This window comes from Streptomyces sp. NPDC002680 (assembly GCF_042889145.1).
Classification (GTDB): domain Bacteria; phylum Actinomycetota; class Actinomycetes; order Streptomycetales; family Streptomycetaceae; genus Streptomyces; species Streptomyces adonidis.
This window is the reverse complement of record NZ_JBIAQP010000011.1, coordinates 102,306-123,289: the sequence shown is the minus strand read 5'-3', so window position 1 is coordinate 123,289 and position 20,984 is coordinate 102,306. Positions and strand designations below refer to the sequence as shown.

General features: G+C 71.7%; 21 protein-coding genes. 13 read left to right on the top strand and 8 right to left on the bottom strand.

Annotated features, from left to right (window positions below; translation table 11 throughout):
- Window positions 1-136: 136 nt before the first annotated feature.
- The gene (locus ACFYXF_RS28125; RefSeq protein WP_389353512.1) at window positions 137-1,228 is read right to left on the bottom strand and encodes a mechanosensitive ion channel family protein; all 1,092 of its coding nucleotides are present in this window, start codon (window positions 1,226-1,228) and stop codon (window positions 137-139) included.
- Window positions 1,229-1,564: 336 nt separating this feature from the next.
- Here ACFYXF_RS28125 and ACFYXF_RS28120 point away from each other — a divergent pair, with 336 nt between their 5' ends.
- Window positions 1,565-2,101, top strand: a complete 537-nt coding sequence (locus ACFYXF_RS28120; RefSeq protein WP_235479080.1) for an HNH endonuclease — start codon at window positions 1,565-1,567, stop codon at window positions 2,099-2,101.
- Window positions 2,102-2,233: 132 nt separating this feature from the next.
- On the opposite strand, the gene ACFYXF_RS28115 is transcribed toward ACFYXF_RS28120, so the two are convergent.
- The 3 genes from ACFYXF_RS28115 to ACFYXF_RS28105 form a co-directional block, all read right to left on the bottom strand.
- Entirely contained in the window at window positions 2,234-3,613 is a 1,380-nt protein-coding gene (locus ACFYXF_RS28115; protein ID WP_389353510.1) for an ABC transporter permease, read from the bottom strand.
- Window positions 3,614-4,043: 430 nt separating this feature from the next.
- The gene (locus ACFYXF_RS28110) at window positions 4,044-4,781 is read right to left on the bottom strand and encodes an ABC transporter ATP-binding protein (protein ID WP_389353508.1); all 738 of its coding nucleotides are present in this window, start codon (window positions 4,779-4,781) and stop codon (window positions 4,044-4,046) included.
- Window positions 4,778-5,311, bottom strand: coding sequence for a PadR family transcriptional regulator (locus tag ACFYXF_RS28105; RefSeq protein WP_389353506.1), 534 nt, complete (start codon window positions 5,309-5,311; stop codon window positions 4,778-4,780). The genes ACFYXF_RS28110 and ACFYXF_RS28105 overlap by 4 nt, the downstream gene beginning before the upstream one ends.
- A gap of 151 nt (window positions 5,312-5,462) precedes the next feature.
- Between ACFYXF_RS28105 and ACFYXF_RS28100 the strand changes: the two genes are divergently transcribed.
- The 3 genes from ACFYXF_RS28100 to ACFYXF_RS28090 all read left to right on the top strand — a co-directional run bounded on the left by ACFYXF_RS28100 (window position 5,463) and on the right by ACFYXF_RS28090 (window position 8,130).
- Complete coding sequence (locus ACFYXF_RS28100; RefSeq protein ID WP_389353906.1) at window positions 5,463-5,711, top strand: hypothetical protein; 249 nt, start codon at window positions 5,463-5,465, stop codon at window positions 5,709-5,711.
- Complete coding sequence (malQ, locus tag ACFYXF_RS28095) at window positions 5,712-7,799, top strand: 4-alpha-glucanotransferase (RefSeq protein ID WP_389353504.1); 2,088 nt, start codon at window positions 5,712-5,714, stop codon at window positions 7,797-7,799.
- A 67-nt stretch (window positions 7,800-7,866) separates the two neighbouring features.
- Window positions 7,867-8,130 carry a hypothetical protein gene (locus tag ACFYXF_RS28090; protein WP_235479086.1) on the top strand — a complete coding sequence of 88 codons (264 nt, stop codon included), beginning with the start codon at window positions 7,867-7,869 and terminating at the stop codon, window positions 8,128-8,130.
- A gap of 80 nt (window positions 8,131-8,210) precedes the next feature.
- Here the strand turns inward: ACFYXF_RS28090 and ACFYXF_RS28085 are convergent, their stop codons facing one another.
- The gene (locus ACFYXF_RS28085; RefSeq protein ID WP_389353502.1) at window positions 8,211-8,735 is read right to left on the bottom strand and encodes a MarR family winged helix-turn-helix transcriptional regulator; all 525 of its coding nucleotides are present in this window, start codon (window positions 8,733-8,735) and stop codon (window positions 8,211-8,213) included.
- A 104-nt stretch (window positions 8,736-8,839) separates the two neighbouring features.
- Between ACFYXF_RS28085 and ACFYXF_RS28080 the strand changes: the two genes are divergently transcribed.
- Both ACFYXF_RS28080 and ACFYXF_RS28075 read left to right on the top strand, forming a co-directional pair.
- Window positions 8,840-9,778 (top strand): EamA family transporter, encoded by a 939-nt coding sequence (locus tag ACFYXF_RS28080; RefSeq protein ID WP_389353500.1) that lies wholly within the window; start codon window positions 8,840-8,842, stop codon window positions 9,776-9,778.
- A gap of 76 nt (window positions 9,779-9,854) precedes the next feature.
- Window positions 9,855-10,280, top strand: a complete 426-nt coding sequence (locus tag ACFYXF_RS28075; protein WP_389353498.1) for a hypothetical protein — start codon at window positions 9,855-9,857, stop codon at window positions 10,278-10,280.
- Between the two features lie 88 nt (window positions 10,281-10,368).
- Here ACFYXF_RS28075 and pepN read toward each other — a convergent pair whose 3' ends face one another.
- Window positions 10,369-12,951, bottom strand: a complete 2,583-nt coding sequence (pepN, locus tag ACFYXF_RS28070; protein ID WP_389353496.1) for an aminopeptidase N — start codon at window positions 12,949-12,951, stop codon at window positions 10,369-10,371.
- A 111-nt stretch (window positions 12,952-13,062) separates the two neighbouring features.
- Here pepN and ACFYXF_RS28065 point away from each other — a divergent pair, with 111 nt between their 5' ends.
- From ACFYXF_RS28065 to ACFYXF_RS28055, 3 genes are all read left to right on the top strand, one after another.
- Window positions 13,063-13,548, top strand: coding sequence for a DUF1203 domain-containing protein (locus ACFYXF_RS28065; RefSeq protein ID WP_389353494.1), 486 nt, complete (start codon window positions 13,063-13,065; stop codon window positions 13,546-13,548).
- Window positions 13,549-13,617: 69 nt separating this feature from the next.
- Window positions 13,618-13,848 (top strand): ribbon-helix-helix domain-containing protein, encoded by a 231-nt coding sequence (locus ACFYXF_RS28060; protein WP_053741841.1) that lies wholly within the window; start codon window positions 13,618-13,620, stop codon window positions 13,846-13,848.
- Complete coding sequence (locus ACFYXF_RS28055; protein ID WP_307625012.1) at window positions 13,835-14,182, top strand: type II toxin-antitoxin system PemK/MazF family toxin; 348 nt, start codon at window positions 13,835-13,837, stop codon at window positions 14,180-14,182. Before ACFYXF_RS28060 ends, ACFYXF_RS28055 begins: the two co-directional genes overlap by 14 nt.
- A gap of 99 nt (window positions 14,183-14,281) precedes the next feature.
- Here the strand turns inward: ACFYXF_RS28055 and ACFYXF_RS28050 are convergent, their stop codons facing one another.
- Window positions 14,282-15,301, bottom strand: a complete 1,020-nt coding sequence (locus ACFYXF_RS28050; protein ID WP_389353492.1) for an aspartate-semialdehyde dehydrogenase — start codon at window positions 15,299-15,301, stop codon at window positions 14,282-14,284.
- A 277-nt stretch (window positions 15,302-15,578) separates the two neighbouring features.
- Window positions 15,579-16,289, bottom strand: coding sequence for a TetR family transcriptional regulator (locus ACFYXF_RS28045; protein ID WP_389353490.1), 711 nt, complete (start codon window positions 16,287-16,289; stop codon window positions 15,579-15,581).
- Between the two features lie 142 nt (window positions 16,290-16,431).
- Between ACFYXF_RS28045 and ACFYXF_RS28040 the strand changes: the two genes are divergently transcribed.
- The 4 genes from ACFYXF_RS28040 to ACFYXF_RS28025 all read left to right on the top strand — a co-directional run bounded on the left by ACFYXF_RS28040 (window position 16,432) and on the right by ACFYXF_RS28025 (window position 20,967).
- Window positions 16,432-18,048, top strand: coding sequence for an aldehyde dehydrogenase family protein (locus ACFYXF_RS28040; protein ID WP_389353488.1), 1,617 nt, complete (start codon window positions 16,432-16,434; stop codon window positions 18,046-18,048).
- 64 nt (window positions 18,049-18,112) lie between these two features.
- Window positions 18,113-19,423 carry an FAD-dependent oxidoreductase gene (locus ACFYXF_RS28035; protein WP_389353486.1) on the top strand — a complete coding sequence of 437 codons (1,311 nt, stop codon included), beginning with the start codon at window positions 18,113-18,115 and terminating at the stop codon, window positions 19,421-19,423.
- Between the two features lie 244 nt (window positions 19,424-19,667).
- Window positions 19,668-20,198 carry an RNA polymerase sigma factor gene (locus ACFYXF_RS28030; RefSeq protein ID WP_235479097.1) on the top strand — a complete coding sequence of 177 codons (531 nt, stop codon included), beginning with the start codon at window positions 19,668-19,670 and terminating at the stop codon, window positions 20,196-20,198.
- Window position 20,199: 1 nt separating this feature from the next.
- Complete coding sequence (locus tag ACFYXF_RS28025) at window positions 20,200-20,967, top strand: hypothetical protein (RefSeq protein ID WP_389353484.1); 768 nt, start codon at window positions 20,200-20,202, stop codon at window positions 20,965-20,967.
- The last annotated feature ends 17 nt before the right edge of the window (window positions 20,968-20,984 follow it).

The following is a 20,984-nucleotide window of genomic DNA, read 5'->3' as shown; positions in this document are numbered from 1 at the left end:
AGGGGGGCACCCGCCCGAAAACCGCGGCGAACCCGGCGGGTTCCCCTGCGATTCCCCGGCGGGGGCCCTCACGGGGGGGCCCCCGCCACGCGGGGGCCCCGCCTCTTTCGTACCGCCTCTTCGTGTCGCGTACCGCCTACCGGACGGGCCGCGCCGATCCGATCGGGGACGCCGCCTCCGCCTGGGGGGAGGCGGTGTTCGAGTACACCGAGGGGGCCGCCACCGCCGCCGTCGGGTCCGCGGCCTCGTCCTCCGGGACGGCCTCGGCGCCGCCGACGATACGGATGCCCGCCGCGTCCAGGGCCCGCTTGACGCGCCAGCGCAGTTCCCGCTCCACCGTCAGGGACTTGCCCGGCATCGTCTTCGCCGAGAGGTGGATGACCATCGAGTCCAGGAGCACGCTGTCCAGGCCCAGGATCTCGATCGGGCCCCACAGCATCTCGTTCCAGGGCTCTTCCTTGCTCATCTGCTCGCCGACCTCGGCGAGTGTCGCCTTCAGCCGGTTCAGGTCCTCGTCCGCGCGCACGGTGACGTCGACGCCGGCCGTGGCCCAGCCCTGGGAGAGGTTGCCGATGCGCTTGACCTCGCCGTTGCGGACGTACCAGATCTCGCCCTGGTCGCCGCGCAGCTTGGTCACGCGCAGCCCGACCTCGATCACCTCGCCGGACGCCACCCCCGCGTCGATCGTGTCGCCGACGCCGTACTGGTCCTCAAGGATCATGAACACGCCGGAGAGGAAGTCCGTCACCAGGTTGCGGGCGCCGAAACCGATCGCCACGCCCGCGACACCGGCGGAGGCGAGCAGCGGGGCGAGGTTGATCTCGAAGGTGCCGAGGATCATCAGGGCGGCCGTGCCCATGATCAGGAAGCTCGCCACCGACTTCAGCACCGAGCCGATCGCCTGCGAGCGCTGCCGGCGCCGCTCCACATTGACCAGCAGACCGCCGAGCGCCGTGCCGTCCACCGCTTGTGCGGTGCGGTTCATGCGATCTATGAGCTTGGTGATCGCCCGCCGCAGAGTCATCCTCAGCACCGCCGCGATCACCACGATCAGCAGGACTCTGAGCCCGATCGACAGCCAGGTCGACCAGTTCTGCTCGACCCAGCTCGCGGCGTTGGTCGCGCTCTCCTGGGCGTCCTGGAGCGACGGGACCAGTGCGGTCGGTGACTCCGAGGGAGTCGGCGACGGCGACGAACCGGCGGCCAGTGGGACGGCGGACAAGGACACGGCGGGTACCTCCAAAGCGGCCTGCCCCCGGTACGGATGGTTACGGCGGCCAGCTCGTCGTTCAGCTGGTGATTCAGGTCACGGAAAGGTCACCGGAAGGACAGAACCACCACACTAACGGGGCAACGTGTGCGGATCGGCGCGATGTTCGAGGGAGAGACCGTGCTCACCTGGGGATAGAAGAGGGTGTGGTCCCGGGGAAGTGCACAAGGTGTGGTCGAAAACACTCCCAGCCCGTTACCGGGACGTGGTGGCGCTGCCACCAGGCGAGAGGGGAGACTGACTGCAGATCGTCCCGGCGCGAGCCACGCGCCGCCGACGCCCAAGGAGGCATCCGTGCCGCATGTCCTGGTACTCAACGCGTCGTACGAGCCACTCGGCGTCGTACCGCTCCGCCGCGCGCTCGTCCTCGTCCTGGAGAACAAGGCAGTCTCCTTGGAGGAATCGGGCGCCTTTATGCACAGCGCGACCGTTACTGTCCCCGCACCCAGCGTGGTCCGGCTGAAGAGGTTCGTCCGGGTTCCCTACCGGGGGCCCGTTCCACTGACCCGTAGGGCGCTGTTCGCCCGTGACGGCGGCCGGTGCATGTACTGCGGCGCCGCCGCGACCAGCGTCGACCACGTCATCCCACGTTCCCGTGGCGGTCAGCACCGCTGGGACAACGTGGTGGCGTCGTGCCGCCGCTGCAACCACACCAAGGCGGACCGCCATCTCTTCGAGATCGGCTGGCGGCTGCGCCACAAACCCGCCCCGCCCACCGGTCTCGCCTGGCGCATCATCGGAACCGGGCATAGGGACCCGCGCTGGCTGCCATACCTGCAGCCGTACGGCGCGGACGACGCGTTGGCCCGGATCGACGGCATCTCAGCCTGACGTCCGGGCTTTCGTATACCTGAATACGGAGTACCCAGTACGCACGCCTGTACGGATTTTCCGTACGGTACGGATGCGATCCGGCCCCGGGAACCCCCGTTCCCCAGGGCCGGATCTCTCATGCCCGGCCGCTCACACGTACCGCAGCTCCGCCGGCCGCACCGAGCGGCGCAGCAGTGGCAGCGAGGTGGCGGCGGCGAGCAGGCACGACGCATACACCGCCAGTGGCACCAGCAGGGCCGTGTACGGCACCGAGCGGCTGCCGTCGTGGGCGATCGCCGCGTACCAGCCGCCGATCAGCAGGCCTCCGGTGCCCGCGAGGAGAAGCGCCGGTGCCAGTGGCAGGGCCGTCTCCAGGAGCAGCGCCCGGCCGAGCACGGCGCGCGGCACTCCGGCGGCGACCTGCGCGGCCAGGCCCCGGCGCCGGGTCGCCACCGACTCGGCGGCGCCGACACCGAGCCCGCACAGCGTGATCACCAGGGCGACCAGCACGGCGGCGCCGGTCAGGTCGACGCCGGTGGTGTAGAAGGACATGTCCACGGCCAGCATGTGTTCGCCGCGGGCGCGGAGCGAGGTCAGCAGCACCTCCCGGACACCGACGAACCCGGTGCCCACGGTGGTCACCAGCAGCACCGCCGCATGGGTGCGGGCGGCGGCCCACGGGTCGTCGCGCAGCCGCTCCGCCGCGATCAGCGTCGCCGGGTCGGCGGTACGGGCGGCGAGGATCCGCCCGGTCCAGCGGGCGGTGGCACCGGTCATCCAGAGGGCGCCCATCCCGGTCACGATCACCACGGAGAACACCAGCACGGGTGCGGTCTCGTACCCGCCGAACGTGTCCGGCGCCAGCAGCACCCCCACGAACAGCAGCCCCAGAACCGCCGTCGGGAACGGCATCCCCGGCCCCCGCCCCTCCCGCGGAGGCACCCGCCGGACCCGCCCGAGCGGCGAGGCGACGACGCGCCGCAGCGCGAGCACGCTGACGAGCGAGCCCACCACGGGCACGGCGAGGGCGACGAAGGCGACCCCGACCCAGAGCAGTACGGGCGGCTGCCGCCACTCACGCAGCAGGAACAGCACGCAGAACACGGTGGCGAGCGCCGAGCCGAGCAGACAGGCGAGCCCCGTCTCCAGCGCCGCGATCCGCCGCACCTGCGCGGCCCCGGCCCCCGCCAGCCGCAGCGCGGCCAGCCGCCGGTCCCGGTGCACGGCCCCGACCCGCGCACACTGCCCGAGAAACCCGACCACGGGCACGAGCAGCAGCACGAGGGCGAGGACGATGCCGGAGCGCTCCCCGGGCCGGTCCAGCAACCCGTTCCCGAAGCCCACGCTGCGGTACCCCCGCACCGAGCCGACGGCCACGGCGGCCAGCGCGAACCCGGTCGCGAGCGCCGCCCCGACCCCCGTGAGCAGAACCCGCCACCACTCCCGCCGATCGGAACCCCGGGTGAGCAGCCAGGCGAGCCGCAGATCGGCCCGGAGGGCGCCACTTCGGGAAGCCTTGGTGGACGTCATGAGGTCACCTCCGGGGAAACGGCGGCCACGCCGCCCGGCTGGGCCTGGCGGCCGACGTGCTGGGTACGGGGGCGGCTGGGCCGCCGGGGCGGGCGCGAACCGGTTCTGGCGGATCCGCTGCGGGAGCCGCGGAAAGCGCCGCTCGGCGTCATGGGGTCACCTTCGGGGACGGCAGCAGTGCCGCCGGAGTGTCGTGCGTGGGCCACGTAAGTGCTCCGCCGATCGCGGTGCTGAGCACGGGGACGGCTGAGTCGCCGGGCCCCGCGCGATTCGGGCCCCGGGGAGCCGCCGCCGGGAACGCCGTTGGGTGTCACGAGGTTGCCGTCGTCGAGGTCTCGGGAGTGGCTGAACCGCCGGGCTGGGCGGGAGCCGGTTCCCGGGGATCCGCTGCCGGGACCGCCCGAGCCGTCGGCGGAAACGCTGATCGGCGTCACGGTGTCACCTCCGTCGAGGGTTCGGCGCCGTCGGCTGCGACGACAGCCCCGTCGCTCAGTCGCAGCTCGCGGTCCGCGTACGCTGCCACCTGGGCGTCGTGCGTGATCAGGAGGACCGCTGTGCCTGACTCGCGGGCCGTGTGCGTGAGGGCCGCCATCACCTGCTCGCCCGCCAGGGAGTCCAGCGCGCCCGTCGGCTCGTCGGCGAAGATCACCTTCGGGGCCGTGACCAGGGCCCGGGCCAGCGAGACGCGCTGGGCCTGGCCGCCGCTCAGCTCGCCCGGGCGGAGCGTCTGCTGGCCGAGCACCCCGAACCGCTCCAGCCACTCGCCCGCCTGTTCGTGTGCCCCGGCGCGCGAGGTCCCGGCGAGCAGCAGCGGCAGTGCCACGTTGTCGAGGACGGTCAGTTCCGGGATCAGCTGGCCGAACTGGAAGACGACCCCGAACTCCGTGCGCCGCAGCTCGCTCAGTCGTCGCTCGGGCAGGATGTCGAGCCGCTCCCCGGCGTACTCGACCGTGCCCGTGTCCGGGCGGACGATTCCCGCCAGACAGTGCAGCAGCGTCGACTTTCCGCTGCCGCTGGCCCCCGTGACGGCCAGGATCTCGCCGGCCCGCAGCGCGACCGAGGCGCCGCGCAGCGCGGGTGTCCTGCCGTGTGTCTTGGACAGGCGGCTCGCTGTGAGGAGGGGTGGTGGGGCCTGCTCCTCCGATATTTCCCCGTTGGTGGTGGTCATGCCGTGTCGACCTCCGCGGTCAGTGTGGTGAGCCGGGCCGCCGTGGTGGTCATCCAGCGGAGGTCGGCGTCGAGGTGGTTGAGGGCGTAGTCCGCCGAGAGCACGGTCGAGAGGTCCGAGCCCGACGCGGCCTTGACGGCGGTCAGCTCCCGCATCCGCGCCATGTGCGCGGCGCGCTGGTCCAGCAGATACCCCGCCGGGTCCCCGCCGGCCAGGATCGAGACGACGACCTTGGCGAAGATCTCGTTGACGACGTGCGGCGCGGGCGCGCTGATCTGCCGTACCCAGTCGGCGAGTTCGCGTTCCCCCTCCGTCGTCGCCCGGTACTTCGTCCGCTCCGGGCCGCCGTCCGCGTCGGTGCCGTCGACCTCCGCGAGGCCGTCGCGCACCAGGCGCTGCAGGGTCGTGTAGACCTGCCCGTAGGCCAGCGGCCGGGCCTGCGGGAAGCGTTCGTCGTGCCGTCGCTTGAGGTCGTAGCCATGGCTCGGCCCTCCGGCGAGCAGCCCCAGCAGGATGTGGCGGGTGCTCATGCCGGTCATTATGCACTCGCTACATGTACTGAGTGAATAGTGGAAGGTGAGGGACTTCGTCGTGCGAGCGGCGGAAGAACCACGGAATGCGAGCTTCGGTGCCGTGGTTCGTCCGTTCATACACGTCTGCCGTCCCGCCCACTGGGTAGGCCTGCGAAGGAAACCCGCCAACAAGGAGGCCTCCGTGGCCGTACCGGCACACATCTTCAGCGCCGAGAGCGCCGCCGTCGAGGCGCCGCTCACCAGCGAGCCGCCCCTGCCCGCCGCCGAGCCGCTCACCAGCGAGCCCCCGCTCGCCGACGCGGAGGCGATGACGAGCGAGCACGCAGACGCCGAGGCGGACCCCACGGGGCTGTACGAGGGTCCGGTGCCCGCGCTGTCGGACCTCGCGGGGCTGTAGATGACCTCAGACCAGTCGGCCGAGGGCGGGGAGCGGGTCGCGCTTGCCCGGCTTGCCGAGCTGTACGGCGTCGCCCCCTCCTTCCAGCCCTCCGCGGACCGGACCGTCGCCGCCTCCGACTCCGCGCTCGTCGCCGTGCTGGCCGCGCTCGGCGTCGACGCGGGCACGCCCGAGGCCGTCCGGGCCGCCCTCGCCGCCCGGGAGCGGGAGCTGGCGGCGCGGCTGCTGCCGCCGACCGTGGTGTGCGGCGCCGACGGTACGGCCACCGCGCTGGCCGGGCTGCCCGAGGGCACGCGGCTGCGTGTCCGCACCGAGCAGGGCGAGATCTGTGACTCCGTCGACCGGCTGCCGCCCGGTGTGCACGAGCTGGACGCCGTCGCGCCCGACGGCCGCACCGCCCGCGCCCATCTCGTCGTCGCCCCGGCCCGGCTGCCCACGCCCACCGGACGCTCGTACGGCATGCTCGTGCAGCTCTACTCGCTCCTCTCCCGGCGCTCCTGGGGCATGGGCGACCTCGGCGATCTCGGGGAGCTGAGCGCCTGGGCCGGGCGGGCGCTGGGGGCAGGGTTCGTGCAGGTCAACCCCTTGCACGCGGCCGTGCCCGGGGCGCCGACCGATCCGTCCCCGTACCGGCCGTCCTCCCGCCGCTACCCCGACCCCGTGCATCTGCGGGTCGAGGCCGTCCCCGAGTTCGCGTACCTCGAAGAGGCAGGTGCACAGGTGCGCGGGCTGCTGGAGCGGGCCCGGCGGCTGCGGGAGTCGGTGCTGGACAAGGGTGCGCTGATCGACCGGGACGCCGTGTGGGAACTCAAGCGCGAGGCCCTGGAGCTGGTGTGCGCCGTACCGCTCGGGCCCGGGCGGCAGGCGGAGTACGCCGACTTCCTCGCGCGGGCCGGGGAGGCGCTGGAGGACCACGCCACCTGGTGCGCGCTGGCCGAGACGCACGGCTCGGACTGGTCCCGCTGGCCGGCCGGTCTCCAGGACCCCCGCTCCGCCGAGACCGCCCGTGCCCGGGGCGAGTTGATGGACCGCGTCGACTTCCACTCCCACCTCGCCTGGCTCACCGACACCCAGCTCGCCGACGCCCAGCGGGCCGCACGCGACGCGGGCATGCCGGTCGGGATCGTCCACGACCTCGCCGTCGGGGTGCATCCCGGGGGCGCCGACGCCTGGGCGCAGCAGGAGTACTTCGCGGCCGGCATGTCGGTCGGCGCGCCCCCGGACGCCTTCAACGCGCGCGGCCAGGACTGGGGCCTGCCGCCCTGGAGACCGGACCGCCTGGCCGAGTCCGGCTACACCCCGTACCGCCAGCTCCTGCGCTCCCTCTTCGGCTACGCGGGCGCCCTGCGCATCGACCACGTCATGGGCCTGTTCCGGCTCTGGTGGGTGCCCCAGGGGCAGGCGCCCACGGAGGGGGCGTACGTCCGTTACGACGCCGAGGCCATGCTCGCCGTCCTCGCGCTGGAGGCCTCGCGGGCCGGGGCGGTCGTGATCGGCGAGGACCTGGGGACCGTCGAGCCGGGCGTCCGGGAGACGCTGCACGAACGCGGGGTGCTCGGTACGTCCGTCCTGTGGTTCGAGCGGGACTGGGACGGCGACGGGCGTCCCCTGGCCCCCGACCGCTGGCGCGCCGACTGCCTCGCCACCGTCACCACCCACGACCTCCCGCCCACCGCCGCCCGCCTCACCGGCGACCACGTCGAACTCCGCGACCGGCTGGGCCTGTTGACCAACCCCCTGGCGGAGGAGCGGGACGCCGCGTCCGCCGACACGGGGGAGTGGCTGACCCTGCTCTCCCGTCTCGGCCTGCTGAAGGGGTGCGGCGGCGGCCACTCGGGCGCGGTGGAGGAGGCCGAGATCCAGGCCGTCCACCGCTTCCTGCTCCGCACCCCCGCCCGCATGATCGGCGTCTGGCTCCCGGACGGCGTCGGCGACCGCCGCCCGCAGAACCTGCCGGGTACGTGGGACCAGTACCCGAACTGGCGCCTGCCCATCGCCGATGCGGAGGGCCGCCCGGTGACGCTGGAGGAACTGGCGGGGTCGTCCCGGCTGTGGGCGCTGATGGAGGTGCTCAGAGAGGGCGGGTGACCGTGGCCGGCCCCTCATACGGCACCCCGGGCGCGCGGTCCCGCCGGGCGTTCGCTACTTTTGCACCGTGGACAACAAGAACGCCCTGCGCGCCGGTGCCCTGGTCGCCGGTACGACGCTGATGATGCTGCTCATGACGTCTCCCGCGCTCGCGCTCACCCGCGACGACGGTGACGACCCCGGCCATGGCCTGAGCGTCATCGAGACGCTGGGCCTCTATGTCGTCGCCCCGATCGGCCTGTTCGCGGTCATCGCGGGTCTGGTGATGGTCCTGGACAAGTCCTCGGACCGCGCCCCGAAGGCCGCCAAGCCCGCCAAGGCGAAGGCCTGACCTCTCTCTTCGAGGGCGCTGTTCTCACCCCATGACCGATGGGGTGAGAACAGCGCCCTCGGCGTGTTCCCGGCCGGGTCCTACCGCTGTTGCGGCCCCTCCGTCGCCGCGAGCAGCTCCCGCAGCAGGTCGGCCAGTTGGCCGGCCTTCTCCGGGTCCAGGGCGGCCAGGGCCTCCGTCTGGGCGTCGACACCGACACCGACCGCCTCGTCGACACGGCTCAGCCCCTCCTCCGTCAGCGTGACCTGGAGGCCCCGCCGGTCATGGGGGTCGGGGGAGCGGCGTACCAGCCCGGCCCGCTCCAGCTTGTCGAGGCGGCCGGTCATCCCGCCCGTGGTGAGCATCAGCGTCGACGACAGCTGACGCGGCGAGAGCGTGTACGGCTCGCCCGCCCGGCGCAGAGTCGCCAGTACGTCGAACTCCCCGCGCCCGATCCCGAACCGCGCGTACGCCTTCTCCGTCCGGTCGCCCATCGCGCGCGCGAGCCGGTAGACCCGGCCGAAGACCTCCATCGCGGTGGTGTCCAGATCGGGGCGCACCACCGCCCACTGGTCGATGATCGCGTCGACGGGGTCCCTGCGCTGCTGCGGCGGCTGTGCACTCATGCGCCGAGTATCGGGCTCATGACGGTCGCCCGCAAGAAAGTAGCTTGACTGCAAGTTGCTTAGGGCTAAGCTAATTAGCGCTGACCTACTTGAAGGGTGTGCCCATGCCCGCGAACCGCTCCGCCCACCTCCCCGCCATCCTGCTCACCGCCCTCGCCCCGATCTCCTGGGGCACCACCTACGCCGTCACCACGGAGTTCCTCCCGCCCGACCGCCCCCTCTTCACCGGTCTGCTGCGCGCCCTGCCCGCCGGGCTCTTCCTGCTCGCGCTGACCCGGGTGCTGCCGCGCGGCGCCTGGTGGTGGAAGGCGGCGGTGCTGGGCGCGCTCAACATCGGCGCCTTCTTCCCGCTGCTGTTCCTGTCCGCGTACCGGCTGCCGGGCGGTATGGCGGCGGTCGTCGGGTCGGTCGGCCCGCTGTTCGTCGCCGGGCTCGCGACGGTGTTCCTGGGCGAGCGGCCGACCGTACGGACCCTGCTCACCGGTATCGCGGCGGCGCTCGGCGTCAGTCTGGTCGTGCTGAAGGCGGCCGGGGCGCTGGACACCGTGGGTGTGCTGGCCGCCCTCGCCGCCACCGCGTCGATGTCGACGGGCACCGTACTGACGAAGCGCTGGGGCCGCCCGGACGGTGTGGGCCCGCTCGCCCTCACCGGCTGGCAGCTGACCGCGGGCGGCCTGCTCATCGCGCCCCTCGCCCTCCTCGTCGAGGGCGCCCCGCCCGCACTGGACGGCCGGGCGGTCGCCGGGTACCTCTACCTCGCGCTGGCCAACACGGCGGTGGCGTACTGGCTCTGGTTCCGTGGCATCGGCCGGCTCACCGCGACCCAGGTCACCTTCCTCGGCCCGCTGTCCCCGCTGACCGCCGCGATCGTGGGCTGGGCGGCCCTCGGTCAGGCCCTGACGCCGCTCCAACTGGCGGGCATGGGGCTGGCGTTCGGGGCGACGATGGTGGGGCAGTTGGGGGTGCGGGCCCCGGCCGCTCCCGGGGGCGGTCCACGGGTGAGGAAGGTGGAGGCTCCCGTCCTGGCGTCGCGCCGCTCCTGATCGCGTGACGTCGCGCAAGTTCCCGCCGTTACCCGGGTGTTGACGCGAGGTTGTCCAGCCCGGAGGCCGATCGGAAGTGAGCGATTCCCATGTCCCGGTGTGGGGGCGGAAGTTGACCGTGCCGTGCCCGGAGTGCGGCCTGGCCACGCATCGCCACCGCACCCTGACCTTCGACGGGGTGAGCACCTACCGGCGGCATGCCGGACCCGACCCCGCCCGGATCTTCGGCACCGGGGAACCGGAGCCGGAGCCGGCCTGGATCGCCCTGGTCCCGGGGGACTATCCGGTCAGGTTCTTCGCCGACGGCGAGGTCTTCCATCTGGCCGGCGGGATCGCCTGGCCAGGGCCTCATCACCGGGACTACGGCACCGCCAGGGTCGCCCACGACATCTGCTGCCCCACCCTCCACCCCGCCCGGCCGGACACCAGCCGTGGCACGGCCGAACTGTGGCGGGCCATACGACTGCGACTCGCCCGCGGCGCACGTGATGTCACCGGATGACTCACGACGGCGTACGCCGAACGGCGCGCCCCGGCTGACCGGGACGCGCCGTTCGGTGTGAGCGCTCAGGACGAGACCGTGAACCGGGTCACGAGGCCGCAGCGTCCGCCGCCTGGGCCCTGAGCGCGCGCTCGATGCCGGAGCGGGACTCCGAGACGAGGCGGCGCAGGGCGGCGTTCGGCTCGGCGGATTCCAGCCAGGCGTCCGTCTTCGCCAGGGTGTCCTGGGACACCTGGATCGCCGGGTAGAAGCCGATGGCGATCTGCTGGGCGATCTCGTGCGAGCGCGCGTCCCAGATCTCCTTGACCACCGCGAAGTACTTGTCGGTGTACGGCTCCAGGAGTTCGCGCTGGTCGGTCTGGACGAAGCCCCCGATCACCGCCTCCTGGACGGCGTTCGGCAGCTTGTCGGACTCGATGACCGACGCCCACGCCTCCGCCTTGGCCTCCGGCGTCGGACGGGCCGCCCGGGCCGTGGCGGCGTGCCGCTCACCGGCGGCCGTCTTGTCCCGCTCGTACTCGCCGGCGATCTGGTCCTCGTCGAAGCGCCCGACGGCCGCCAGCCGCTGGACGAACGACCAGCGCAGCTCGGTGTCGACGGCCAGCCCCTCGATCGTCTGCGTGCCCTCCAGGAGGGCGTCAAGCAGGTCCAGCTGCTCCGGCGTACGGGCCGTGGCCGCGAAGGCGCGCGCCCACGCCAGCTGGTGGTCGGAGCCCGCCTCGGCGGCCCGCAGGTGGGCCAGCGTGGCGTCCGTCCAGCGGGTCAGCAGGGCCTCGCGGGCGGCCGGGTCGGCGTACAGGTCGATCGCCAGCTTCACCTGCCGCTGGAGCGACTGCACGACGCCGATGTCCGACTCCTTGCCGATGCCCGACAGGACGAGGGAGAGGTAGTCGCGGGTGGCCAGTTCGGCGTCACGGGTCATGTCCCAGGCGGAGGCCCAGCACAGCGCGCGCGGGAGAGAGGCCTCGAAGTCGCCCAGGTGCTCGGTGACGAAGGCGAGGGACGCGTCGTCCAGCCGCACCTTCGAGTACGACAGGTCGTCGTCGTTGAGCAGGATCACGGCCGGCCGACGCCTGCCGACCAGCTGCGGTACGGCCGTCAGTTCGCCGTCGACGTCCAGCTCGATGCGCCCGTCCTCGTCGTCGCGGAGCAGCTTCCCGCTGTCGTCGTCGAGGTCGTACAGGCCGACCGCGATCCGGTGCGGCCGAAGCGTCGGCTCACCCTTTGCGCCTGCCGGGAGCGCGGGCGCCTCCTGCCGGATGGCGAAGGAGGTGATGACCCCGTCGGCGTCCGTCTCGATCTCGGGCCGCAGGATGTTGATACCGGCCGTCTCCAGCCACGACTTCGACCAGGCCTTCAGATCGCGCCCGGAGGTCTCCTCCAGCGCGCCGAGCAGGTCGCTGAGCCGCGTGTTGCCGTACGCGTGCTGCTTGAAGTAGGCCTGCACGCCCGCGAAGAACGGGTCCATGCCGACGTACGCGACGAGCTGCTTCAGTACGGAGGCGCCCTTGGCGTACGTGATGCCGTCGAAGTTGACGAGGACGTCGTCGAGGTCGCGGATCTCGGCCATGATCGGGTGGGTGGACGGCAGCTGGTCCTGGCGGTACGCCCACGTCTTCATGGAGTTGGCGAAGGAGGTCCAGGAGTGCGGCCAGCGCGAGCCGGGCGCGTAGGCCTGGCAGGCGATGGACGTATAGGTGGCGAACGACTCGTTCAGCCACAGGTCGTTCCACCACTCCATGGTGACGAGGTCACCGAACCACATGTGCGCCAGCTCGTGCAGGATGGTCTCGGCGCGCGTCTCGTACGCGGCGTCCGTGACCTTCGACCGGAACACGTACTGGTCGCGGATGGTGACGGCACCCGCGTTCTCCATGGCACCGGCGTTGAACTCCGGTACGAACAGCTGGTCGTACTTCTTGAACGGGTACGCGTAGTCGAACTTCTCCTGGAACCAGGAGAAGCCCTGCCGGGTGACCTCGAAGATGGCGTCGGAGTCGAGGAACTCGGCGAGCGAGGGCCGGCAGTAGATGCCGAGCGGCACGGTCTGCCCGTCGGCCTCGTACACGCTGTGGACCGAGTGGTACGGCCCGACGATGAGCGCGGTGATGTACGTCGAGATCCGGGGCGTCGGCTCGAAGCGCCAGACGTCGTCCTTGGGTTCGGGCGTCGGCGAGTTGGAGATGACGGTCCAGCCGGACGGCGCGGTCACCGTGAACTGGAAGGTCGCCTTGAGGTCGGGCTGCTCGAACGAGGCGAAGACACGGCGCGCGTCCGGGACCTCGAACTGGGTGTAGAGGTAGGCCTGCTGGTCGACGGGGTCGACGAACCGGTGCAGCCCCTCACCGGTGTTGGTGTAGGCGGCGTCGGCGACGACGCGAAGGACATTGCGCCCGGCGAGCAGTCCCGGCAGGGCGATCCGGGAGTCCTTGAAGACCTCGTCGGGGTCGAGGGCGTCCCCGTTGAGCGTGACCTCGTGGACGGCCGGGGCCACCAGGTCGATGAAGGACTCCGCGCCGGTCTCGGCGGAGTCGAAGCGCACCGTGGTCACGGACCTGTAGGTGCCGCCCTCCTGCGCGCCGGAGAGGTCGAGTTCGACCTCGTACGAGTCAACGGTGAGCAGCTTCGCCCGCGCTTGCGCCTCTTCGCGGGTCAGGTTTGTGCCAGGCACGCGGTCATCTCCTCGTATGTGTGGGTTGCGCCATCCTTCCATGGGATCCGTGGCCGACGCGATGTCCGGAACCCGCCGGTGAGCGGGGTGGACAGGCGCGAATGTGGAGCCATGACGACGCACACGACGTATGCCGTATGCCCCATCGGTCCACGGATCTTGAAAGGGCTGCGTTCTGCTGACGATGCGGGGCGCGAGTTGGTTCCCCTGACGGACACGGAGGGGGGTTCGCCGCTGCGCTGCTGCCTGCGGCACAGCACGCCCGGGGAGCGGATCGCCCTCGTCTCCTACGCCCCGCTGCGGCGCTGGGCGGCGGAGACGGGGGCCGAGCCCGGGCCGTACGACGAACAGGGCCCGGTGTTCATTCACGCGGAGGCGTGTGAGGGGCCGGTGGTGGGGGAGGGGTATCCCTTCGCGGGGGCGCGGCGGGTGCTGCGGAGGTACGACGGGGAGGGGCGGATCGTCGGGGGGAGGCTGGTGGAGGGTGCCTTCGAGGAAGCGTTCGAGGAGGCGTTCGCCGATCCGGAGGTGGCGGTGGTGCATGTGCGGGCGGTGGAGTACGGGTGCTTTCTGTACGAGGTGAGGAGGCGGGGCTGAGATGGGGTGAAGGGGCGAACGGTAGTACTATTAGTAGCCGACTTTATCCTACCGTGCTACGTTTGAGGTATGAAGATCAGTGTGAGTCTGCCTCAGGAGGATGTTTCCTTCGTCGACGAGTACGCGCAGAGAACGGAGGCCGCGTCGAGATCCGCGGTGATACACGACGCCATCGAACTCCTGCGTGCCGCCCGGCTGGAGGAGGAGTACGCGGAGGCCTTCGCCGAATGGGACGGCAGTGAGGACGCGGCGTTCTGGGATCAGTTCTCGGCGGACGGGCTCACCGATGAAGCGCGGTGACATCTACCTGGTCGACTACGAGCCGGCGCGCGGCAGCGAGGCCAACAAGGCGCGTCCAGCCGTGATCGTCTCGAACGACGGTGCCAATGCCGCGGTGGCGCGGACGAGGCTGGGCGTGGTGACGCTCGTGCCGCTCACGTCGAACACGTCGCGTGTGTACCCCTTTCAGGTGCTGCTGCCCGCGGAGGAGTGCGGCCTGCCCAAGGACTCCAAGGTCCAGTGTGAGCAGGTGCGGGCCCTTGCGCCGGAGAGGCTGCTGCGTGCGATCGGCTCGGTGCCCCGGCAGCGGATGGCCGAGATCGACGTGGCGCTGCGTCGGCATCTGGCGCTCTGAGCCCACTCACGCGTGAAAAGGGGGGGTGCCCACCGGTTACAGGTGGGCACCCCATTGGTCGTACTGGCGGTAGGGCTGTCATTCCTACCGCTGGGGCGATTACTTACCGCCCAGCTCCGCCGCCACCAGCTCCGCGATCTGTACCGCGTTCAGCGCGGCACCCTTCCTCAGGTTGTCGTTCGAGACGAAGAACGCCAGCCCGTTCTCCGACGTCTCGTCCACGCGGATGCGGCCCACGAAGGACGGGTCCTGGCCCGCCGCCTGGAGGGGAGTCGGGATGTCCGACAGGACGACACCCGGCGCCTCCGACAGCAGCTCCGTCGCCCGCTCCACCGACAGCGGGCGCGCGAACCGCGCGTTCACCTGAAGGGAGTGTCCCGAGAAGACGGGGACGCGGACACACGTGCCCGACACCTTCAGCTCCGGGATCTCCAGGATCTTGCGGGACTCGTTGCGGAGCTTCTGCTCCTCGTCCGTCTCGAACGAACCGTCGTCCACCACGTTGCCCGCCAGCGGTACGACGTTGAACGCGATCGGGCGCTTGTACACCTGCGGCTCGGGGAAGTCGACCGCCGAACCGTCGTGCGTCAGCTTCTCCGCGTCCGCGACCACCTTCTGCGCCTGCCCGTGCAGCTCCGCCACACCCGCGACCCCCGACCCGGACACCGCCTGGTAGGTCGCGACGACCAGCGCTTCGAGCCCCGCCTCCGCGTGCAGCGGACGCAGGGCCGGCATCGCGGCCATCGTCGTGCAGTTCGGGTTGGCGATGATGCCCTTGGGGCGGTCGGCGATCGCGTGCGGGTTCACCTCGGAGACGACCAGGGGCACGTCCGGGTCCCGGCGCCACGCCGACGAGTTGTCGATCACGACAGCGCCCTGCGCGGCGACCTTCTCCGCCAGCGCCTTGGAGGTCGCGCCGCCCGCCGAGAACAGGACGATGTCGAGGCCGGTGTAGTCGGCCGTCGCCGCGTCCTCCACCGTCACACCGTCGAGGACCGAGCCGGCCGAGCGGGCGGAGGCGAACAGCCGCAGCTCGGTGACCGGGAACTCCCGCTCGACGAGGATCCTGCGCATGACCGTGCCGACCTGACCGGTGGCTCCGACGATTCCGACCCTCACGACGACTCCTTCTGTTGCATGCGTGCGGCTTTTTCCATCATGCGGCCGACCCCGGCCAGCCTGTCCAATTCTTTGCGTGTCATGCCCGAGGCGTGGGACGCGCCTCCCGGACCACTGGTTGCGGACCTGCGGTGCGTACCCCCGCTGAGCTGGAGAAATTTGCCCCGCGCGGGCCTCGTACCGCAAGCTGTGCTGCCCGGCGCGGCGGTGTGACGTACGCCTCTGAGGGGGCGGTGTCCCGGCCGGTCATGTGCGGCGGAGCGGGAGCGGATGCCCGTCAGGCCTCGTCGGTCCCGTCGGTCCCGTCGGTCGCCTCGGCGGTCTCCGCGATGAGCCCCTGGAGGAAGGTCGCGATCGCGGCCTCGAAGGCCTCGGTGAAGGCCGGGTGCATGAACGCCAGGCTCGCGTCGGCTTGGAAGGCGCCGAGCAGCGAGGGGGCGGGACGGCTGCGGGTCCACAGGGCGCCGACGAGGATGATCACCATGTGCGCGGCGCGCAGCGCCCGCTCGTCGTCGAGCTCGGGGAGCAGGTCGCGGAGCTGCCCGGCGAGCCAGCGGATGGCGTCACGCGAGGACCTCTTGTACCTGGTCGCGACCTCGACGGAGATGTTGTGCTCCAGGATCGCGTGCTGCACGCTCAGCAGCTCGCACAGCATCGGCTGGGCGGCGAACGTCGCGGCCAGCCGTGCCGCGACCTGGCGCACTCTCACCGGAACCGGTTCGGACGGGTCGGCCCACTCGGGGAATGTTCCGGCGGTCTCGGTCCGGTAGCGGGCCGCCGCCTCGGAGAGCAGGCCGAGCAGCACCGCCTCGCGTGACTCGAAGTAGAGCGTCACGGCGGACTTCGACAGCCCGACCCGGCGGCTGAGCTCGTTGAGGCTCACCGCCGCGACCGGCATCTCGTCCAGCATCCCGGCCGCGGTGTCCAGGATGCTCTGCCGCCGTACCGCGCGCTGCTCCTCGCTGCGTGCGCGATGGAAGGTTGCCACCCCGCGAGGATAACCGACCGCCGGTCCATTGACTGTGGACCGGCGGTACATTAACTTCAATGTACCGCCGGTCCACTATCTGTCCGGCGGGCGAGCGGGTCATTCCGCACCGACCGGGAGAAACCGAGAGAAGGGGTACGCCATGAAGGCCACGGAGGCTGTCGACTGGGTCGACCCGGCCCGATGGCGGGCCACGCCGGCGGCGGAGCGGCTGAGGCTGCTTCGCCTGGTCCAGGCGAACATCGACCGGCACTTCGACGAGCTGGTGTCGGCGGACTGCCGTGCGAAGGGCATCGACCCCGCGAACCCGGCCGACGCCCACCAGGTCGGCACCGGCGTGCAGCGCGTCCTGGTGCCGCTGCCCTCGAACGTCGCGGCGGCCATCGACCTGTACGAGGGCCTGGTCCGTGGCCGCCCGCTCCAGCCGCTCGCGGTCACCGCGGCCGGGGACGGCCGCTTCGACGTCCGGGTCTCCCCGCGCGGGAAGGACCGCCTGCTGAGCGGCGACCGGACCGACCTACTGCGCGTCGTCGGCGAGCCTCGCAGGGTGGACCCCTACGCGAAGCCCGGCGGCATCGTCGCCGTGCTCGGGGCGGGGAACGTCGCGTCGTCGTTCGAGATGATCCGGGCCCTCTTCGTCGACGGCTACGTGGCCGTCCACAAGCCCCACCCCCTCAACGAGGACGCCGACCGGGTGTGGGAGAAGGTCCTGCAACCGCTCGTCGACGTCCACGCGGCCGCCTTCTGTCCTGCCGACGAAGGGCCCGAGTTGACCCGCGACCCCCGCCTCTCCAAGATCTACTTCACCGGTGGGACCGGCTCCGCCAAGGCGATCATGAAGGCCATCGACACGGAGGCCACCGGCACCGAGTTGGTCTCCGAGTGCGGCGGCAACAACCCCTGCGTCGTCGTTCCCGGCGACCGCCCGTGGACCGAGCGGGAGATACGCCACCAGGCCCTCCAGATCGCCACCATCGTCACGATCAGCGGCGGCTCGATCTGCGGCCGTACGCAGACCCTGGTGACGAGCCGGCACTGGCCGCAGCGACGGCAGCTCCTGGACGCGATCACCGTCGCCCTGCGGGACCTCACACCCGGTTCCAGCACCAGCTACCCCGGGGTCGAGGAGACGTTCGCGGCCTTCCGGGACGCCTATCCGGGCGGTCGGATCGTCCAGCCCGTGGACGCCCGCCCGGCTTCGCAGGTCATGGTGATCGAGGACGTCGGCACCGAAGGATTCGCCCTGGAGAACGAGGCGTTCTGCCAGGTCATGAGTGAGGTCGCACTCGACGTCGCGCCCCACGCCGGAGCGTTCCTGCCCGCCGCCGTGGAGTTCGCCAACGAGAAGCTCCTCGGCACCCTGGCCGCGACGATCCTCATCGACGAGGACACCAGGAAAGCCCACGCGGCCACCGTCGACCGCGCGGTCACGGAACTCCGCTACGGCTCCGTCGGCGTCAACACGATGCCGCCGGTGGCGTGGACGAACCCCTACCTCATCTGGGGCGGGAACGAGGAGGGCCGCGAGTTCGTCTCCGGCCGCGGCAACTTCGGCAACCTCCTGGGATACGAGAACGCCGAGAAGTCGATCGTCGTCAGCGGCTTCACCTCGCCGGGCCACCTGATCATGACGAGCAAGCGGGGCTGGCTCGACCTGTCGACGCGCTTCGCCCGGTACGCCGTCCGCCCCACATGGCCACGGCTGTTCGCCCTCGCCTTCACCGCGACGCGCGCGGGTCTCCGCCGTACCGGTTCCTGACGCCCCGCCGTCGGCCGCCTCCACGCAGAAAACGAGAAAACAGAAAGAAAGAAGGGCAATTCACATGGGGACATCGGTTCATGGGCGCGCCGTGGTGATCGGAGCCTCGCTCGCGGGACTGCTCACCGCGCGGGCTCTGCACGAGACCTTCGAAGAGGTCGTCGTACTCGATCGCGACACGTTGCCGGAGCGGCCGGAGCCGCGCCGCGGGGTGCCGCAGGGCGGCCACGTACACGGGCTGCTGATGCGCGGTATGCGGGAGATGGACGAGATGTTCGAGGGGCTGTCGGCCGAGCTGATCGGCCTCGGTGCGCCGGCCTTCGACGTACAGGACGAGATGCACTGGTGGGTGGACGGGCAGCCGCTGGCCACCGGGCCCTCCGGCCTGATCGGGCTGGGAGTCGGACGACCGTTACTCGAACTGGCGATCCGGCGCCGGGTCGCCGCGCTGCCGAACGTGGAGATACGTCCGGAGACCGCCGTCACCGACCTGGTCACGACGCCGGACGGCGGAAGGGTCGTCGGCGTGCGGGCGGTCGCCGCCGGTGAGGAGATCACCATCGACGACGCGAGCGTGGTGGTGGACGCTTCCGGGCGCGGCTCGCGCGCCCGCCACTGGCTCGGCCGGCTCGGCTACCCGGAGGTCGAGGAGCAGCGGATCGAGACCCAGGTGACCTATGTGACGCGCCGTTACCGACGTACGCCGGACCAGCTCGACGGCCGGTACGGCACCGCCGTCGCCGCGTACCCCGGACGTACGCGCGGTGGTTTCGCCCTCGCCCAGGAGGGCGACGCCTGGGCCCTCAACGTCAGCGGCCTGTTCGGTGAGGTCCCGCCGATGGACCACGACGGCATGGTCGCGTGGGCGGCGGAACTGGACTGCCAGGACGTCGCCACTCTCCTGCGCACCTCCGCCCCGCTCGGCGACCCGGTGAAGATGCGCTACCCGGCGAGCACCCGGTGGCGCTACGACCGGATGAGCCGTTTCCCGGCGGGCTTCCTGGTCACCGGCGACGCGATGTGCTCGTTCAACCCGGTCTACGGCCAGGGCATGACCGTGGCCGCGCTGGAGGCGACCATCCTCGGCCGCCTGCTGAAGGACGGCTCCGAGGACATGGCCGCCCAGTTCTTCACCGAGTCGGCGGCTGTCATCGACGTCCCGTGGACCACGGTCGCGGCCAACGACCTGCGCTTCCCGGACACGGTCGGCGACCGCTCCGTACTCGACCCGGAACCGGGCGCCTACCTGGACCGTCTGCGCGCCGCCGCGGTCACGGATCCGGTGCTGGCCGGCGCGTTTCTCCGGGTCACCCAGCTGATGGACACACCGGCGGCCCTCTTCGGGCCCGACATCGCCGCCCGCGTCCCGGCCTGAGATCCGAGGAGCGTCTGAGCCCGGGCGGAGCGGCCCGGGGCCGGTCCGTCGCGGACCAGGCCGACTCGACCGGGCCGAGTTGGCCCGCGATCGAGGCGCTCGACCCCGCCGTCGGCGCGGACTTGCGGCAGTGGCCGCGCTTGGAGGTCCCTCGTACCGCCCTCCGAAAAATTTCTCCGCGCCGCACCGAACGTTTCCGGCGCCCTCGGCGTCGTAGGAGAAACGCGGCGAGGGGGAGGGTGCTGTGCTGCGCAGAAAGGCCCGGCGCGTCCAGGAGGACGAACACGGCGACCCGCTGGATCCGGTGCAGGAGCGCCGGGTCCGGGCGGTGCTCGCGCTCGGCGGCGTGCCGCAGGCGGACCTGCTGGACGGGGTGCAGCAGGTACGTCTGCGGCTGCTGGAGCGGACCGCGAGCGGACGTGAGGCGCCGCGTGACGTCTCGGCGTGGGTGGCGGTCGTGGCCTCCAACCTCGCCATGGACTGGCACCGGGCCAAGCGCCGCCAGGAACGGCTGGGGGAGCGGCTCGCGTCGCTGCGCCAGCCGGTGGCCCACCCCTCCGGCGAGGAGACGAGCCTGCTCTCCCTCGCCGTGGCCCGGGGGCTCGACGAACTGCCCGACCCCCAGCGCCAGGTACTGGTGCTGCGCTTCTACGCCGATCTGCCGGTGCGCGGGATCGCCGAGGAGCTGGGCATCCCGGAGGGCACGGTCAAGAGCAGGCTGCACGCGGCGGTACGGGCATTGCGCACCCGCCTGCACGAGGACGAGGTGGTGTGACGTGGCCGCCGAATACGACGGCGTGGACGCCCTGATGGCCGCGCTGACCGACGATCCGCTGCCCGAAGAGGCCCTCACGGACGCCGACTTCATGGCCGAGCACTGGTCGGCGGCGGCCGATGTGGCGCTGCTGCGCGAGCAGTTGGGGCTCATCGGGGGCGCGCTCGCGACGACGGAGGAGCGTACGGAGGCGGAGACTGTGCGGAAGCCGGTCCGCACCCGGGTTCCCGTACGGGAACGGCCGTACTGGCGTCCCCTGCGCACCCTCGCCCTCGGTGTCGCCGCCGTGACCGCCGCGGGGGCTCTGGTCACGGGCGCGGGGTGGCTCCTGTCGCAGGCCGGAGGCGGGGCCGACGACTCCGCGTCGTCCGTCGCCGACAGCGGCACCGACCAGGGCGCCAAGGCCGGCGAGGGCGTCCCGGAGGCGGGGAGCCTGGACACGATGAGCTCGCCGGGCTACCTGGCCTGTTCCCGCCTGGTCGTCGAGGGCAAGGTCACCGCCGTCACCCCGGACGCCCGCACCGGCCTGGACCTGATCACCCTGCGCGTGACCCACTACTACAAGCCGGTCACGGGCCCGGCCGAGGTGACGTACGTGATGGACCGGGACGCAAGCCCCCGGCCGGTCGTGGGCGGCCTCATGCTGATCGCCATCCGCAAGGGCGCCGAGGCCCCCGCCCTCTGGGACACGGACGAGAGGCAGATCGCCGCCGAACGGGCCGCGATCATGGCCGCGCTGCCGAAGTCGCGCACCCTCCAGTGCGACTGAACCGCGAGTGCACCGCT

Bases quoted from the DNA above. Each gene is read 5' to 3' on its own strand.
- ACFYXF_RS28105 (WP_389353506.1), bottom strand. From the start codon at position 5,311: ATGAGCACCCGCCACATCCTGCTGGGGCTGCTCGCCGGAGGGCCGAGC.
- malQ (WP_389353504.1), top strand. From the start codon at position 5,712: ATGACCTCAGACCAGTCGGCCGAGGGCGGGGAGCGGGTCGCGCTTGCC.
- ACFYXF_RS28085 (WP_389353502.1), bottom strand. From the start codon at position 8,735: ATGAGTGCACAGCCGCCGCAGCAGCGCAGGGACCCCGTCGACGCGATC.
- ACFYXF_RS28040 (WP_389353488.1), top strand. From the start codon at position 16,432: ATGAAGGCCACGGAGGCTGTCGACTGGGTCGACCCGGCCCGATGGCGG.
- ACFYXF_RS28060 (WP_053741841.1), top strand. From the start codon at position 13,618: ATGAAGATCAGTGTGAGTCTGCCTCAGGAGGATGTTTCCTTCGTCGAC.
- ACFYXF_RS28080 (WP_389353500.1), top strand. From the start codon at position 8,840: ATGCCCGCGAACCGCTCCGCCCACCTCCCCGCCATCCTGCTCACCGCC.
- ACFYXF_RS28055 (WP_307625012.1), top strand. From the start codon at position 13,835: ATGAAGCGCGGTGACATCTACCTGGTCGACTACGAGCCGGCGCGCGGC.
- ACFYXF_RS28115 (WP_389353510.1), bottom strand. From the start codon at position 3,613: ATGACGTCCACCAAGGCTTCCCGAAGTGGCGCCCTCCGGGCCGATCTG.
- ACFYXF_RS28065 (WP_389353494.1), top strand. From the start codon at position 13,063: ATGACGACGCACACGACGTATGCCGTATGCCCCATCGGTCCACGGATC.
- ACFYXF_RS28035 (WP_389353486.1), top strand. From the start codon at position 18,113: ATGGGGACATCGGTTCATGGGCGCGCCGTGGTGATCGGAGCCTCGCTC.
- ACFYXF_RS28110 (WP_389353508.1), bottom strand. From the start codon at position 4,781: ATGACCACCACCAACGGGGAAATATCGGAGGAGCAGGCCCCACCACCC.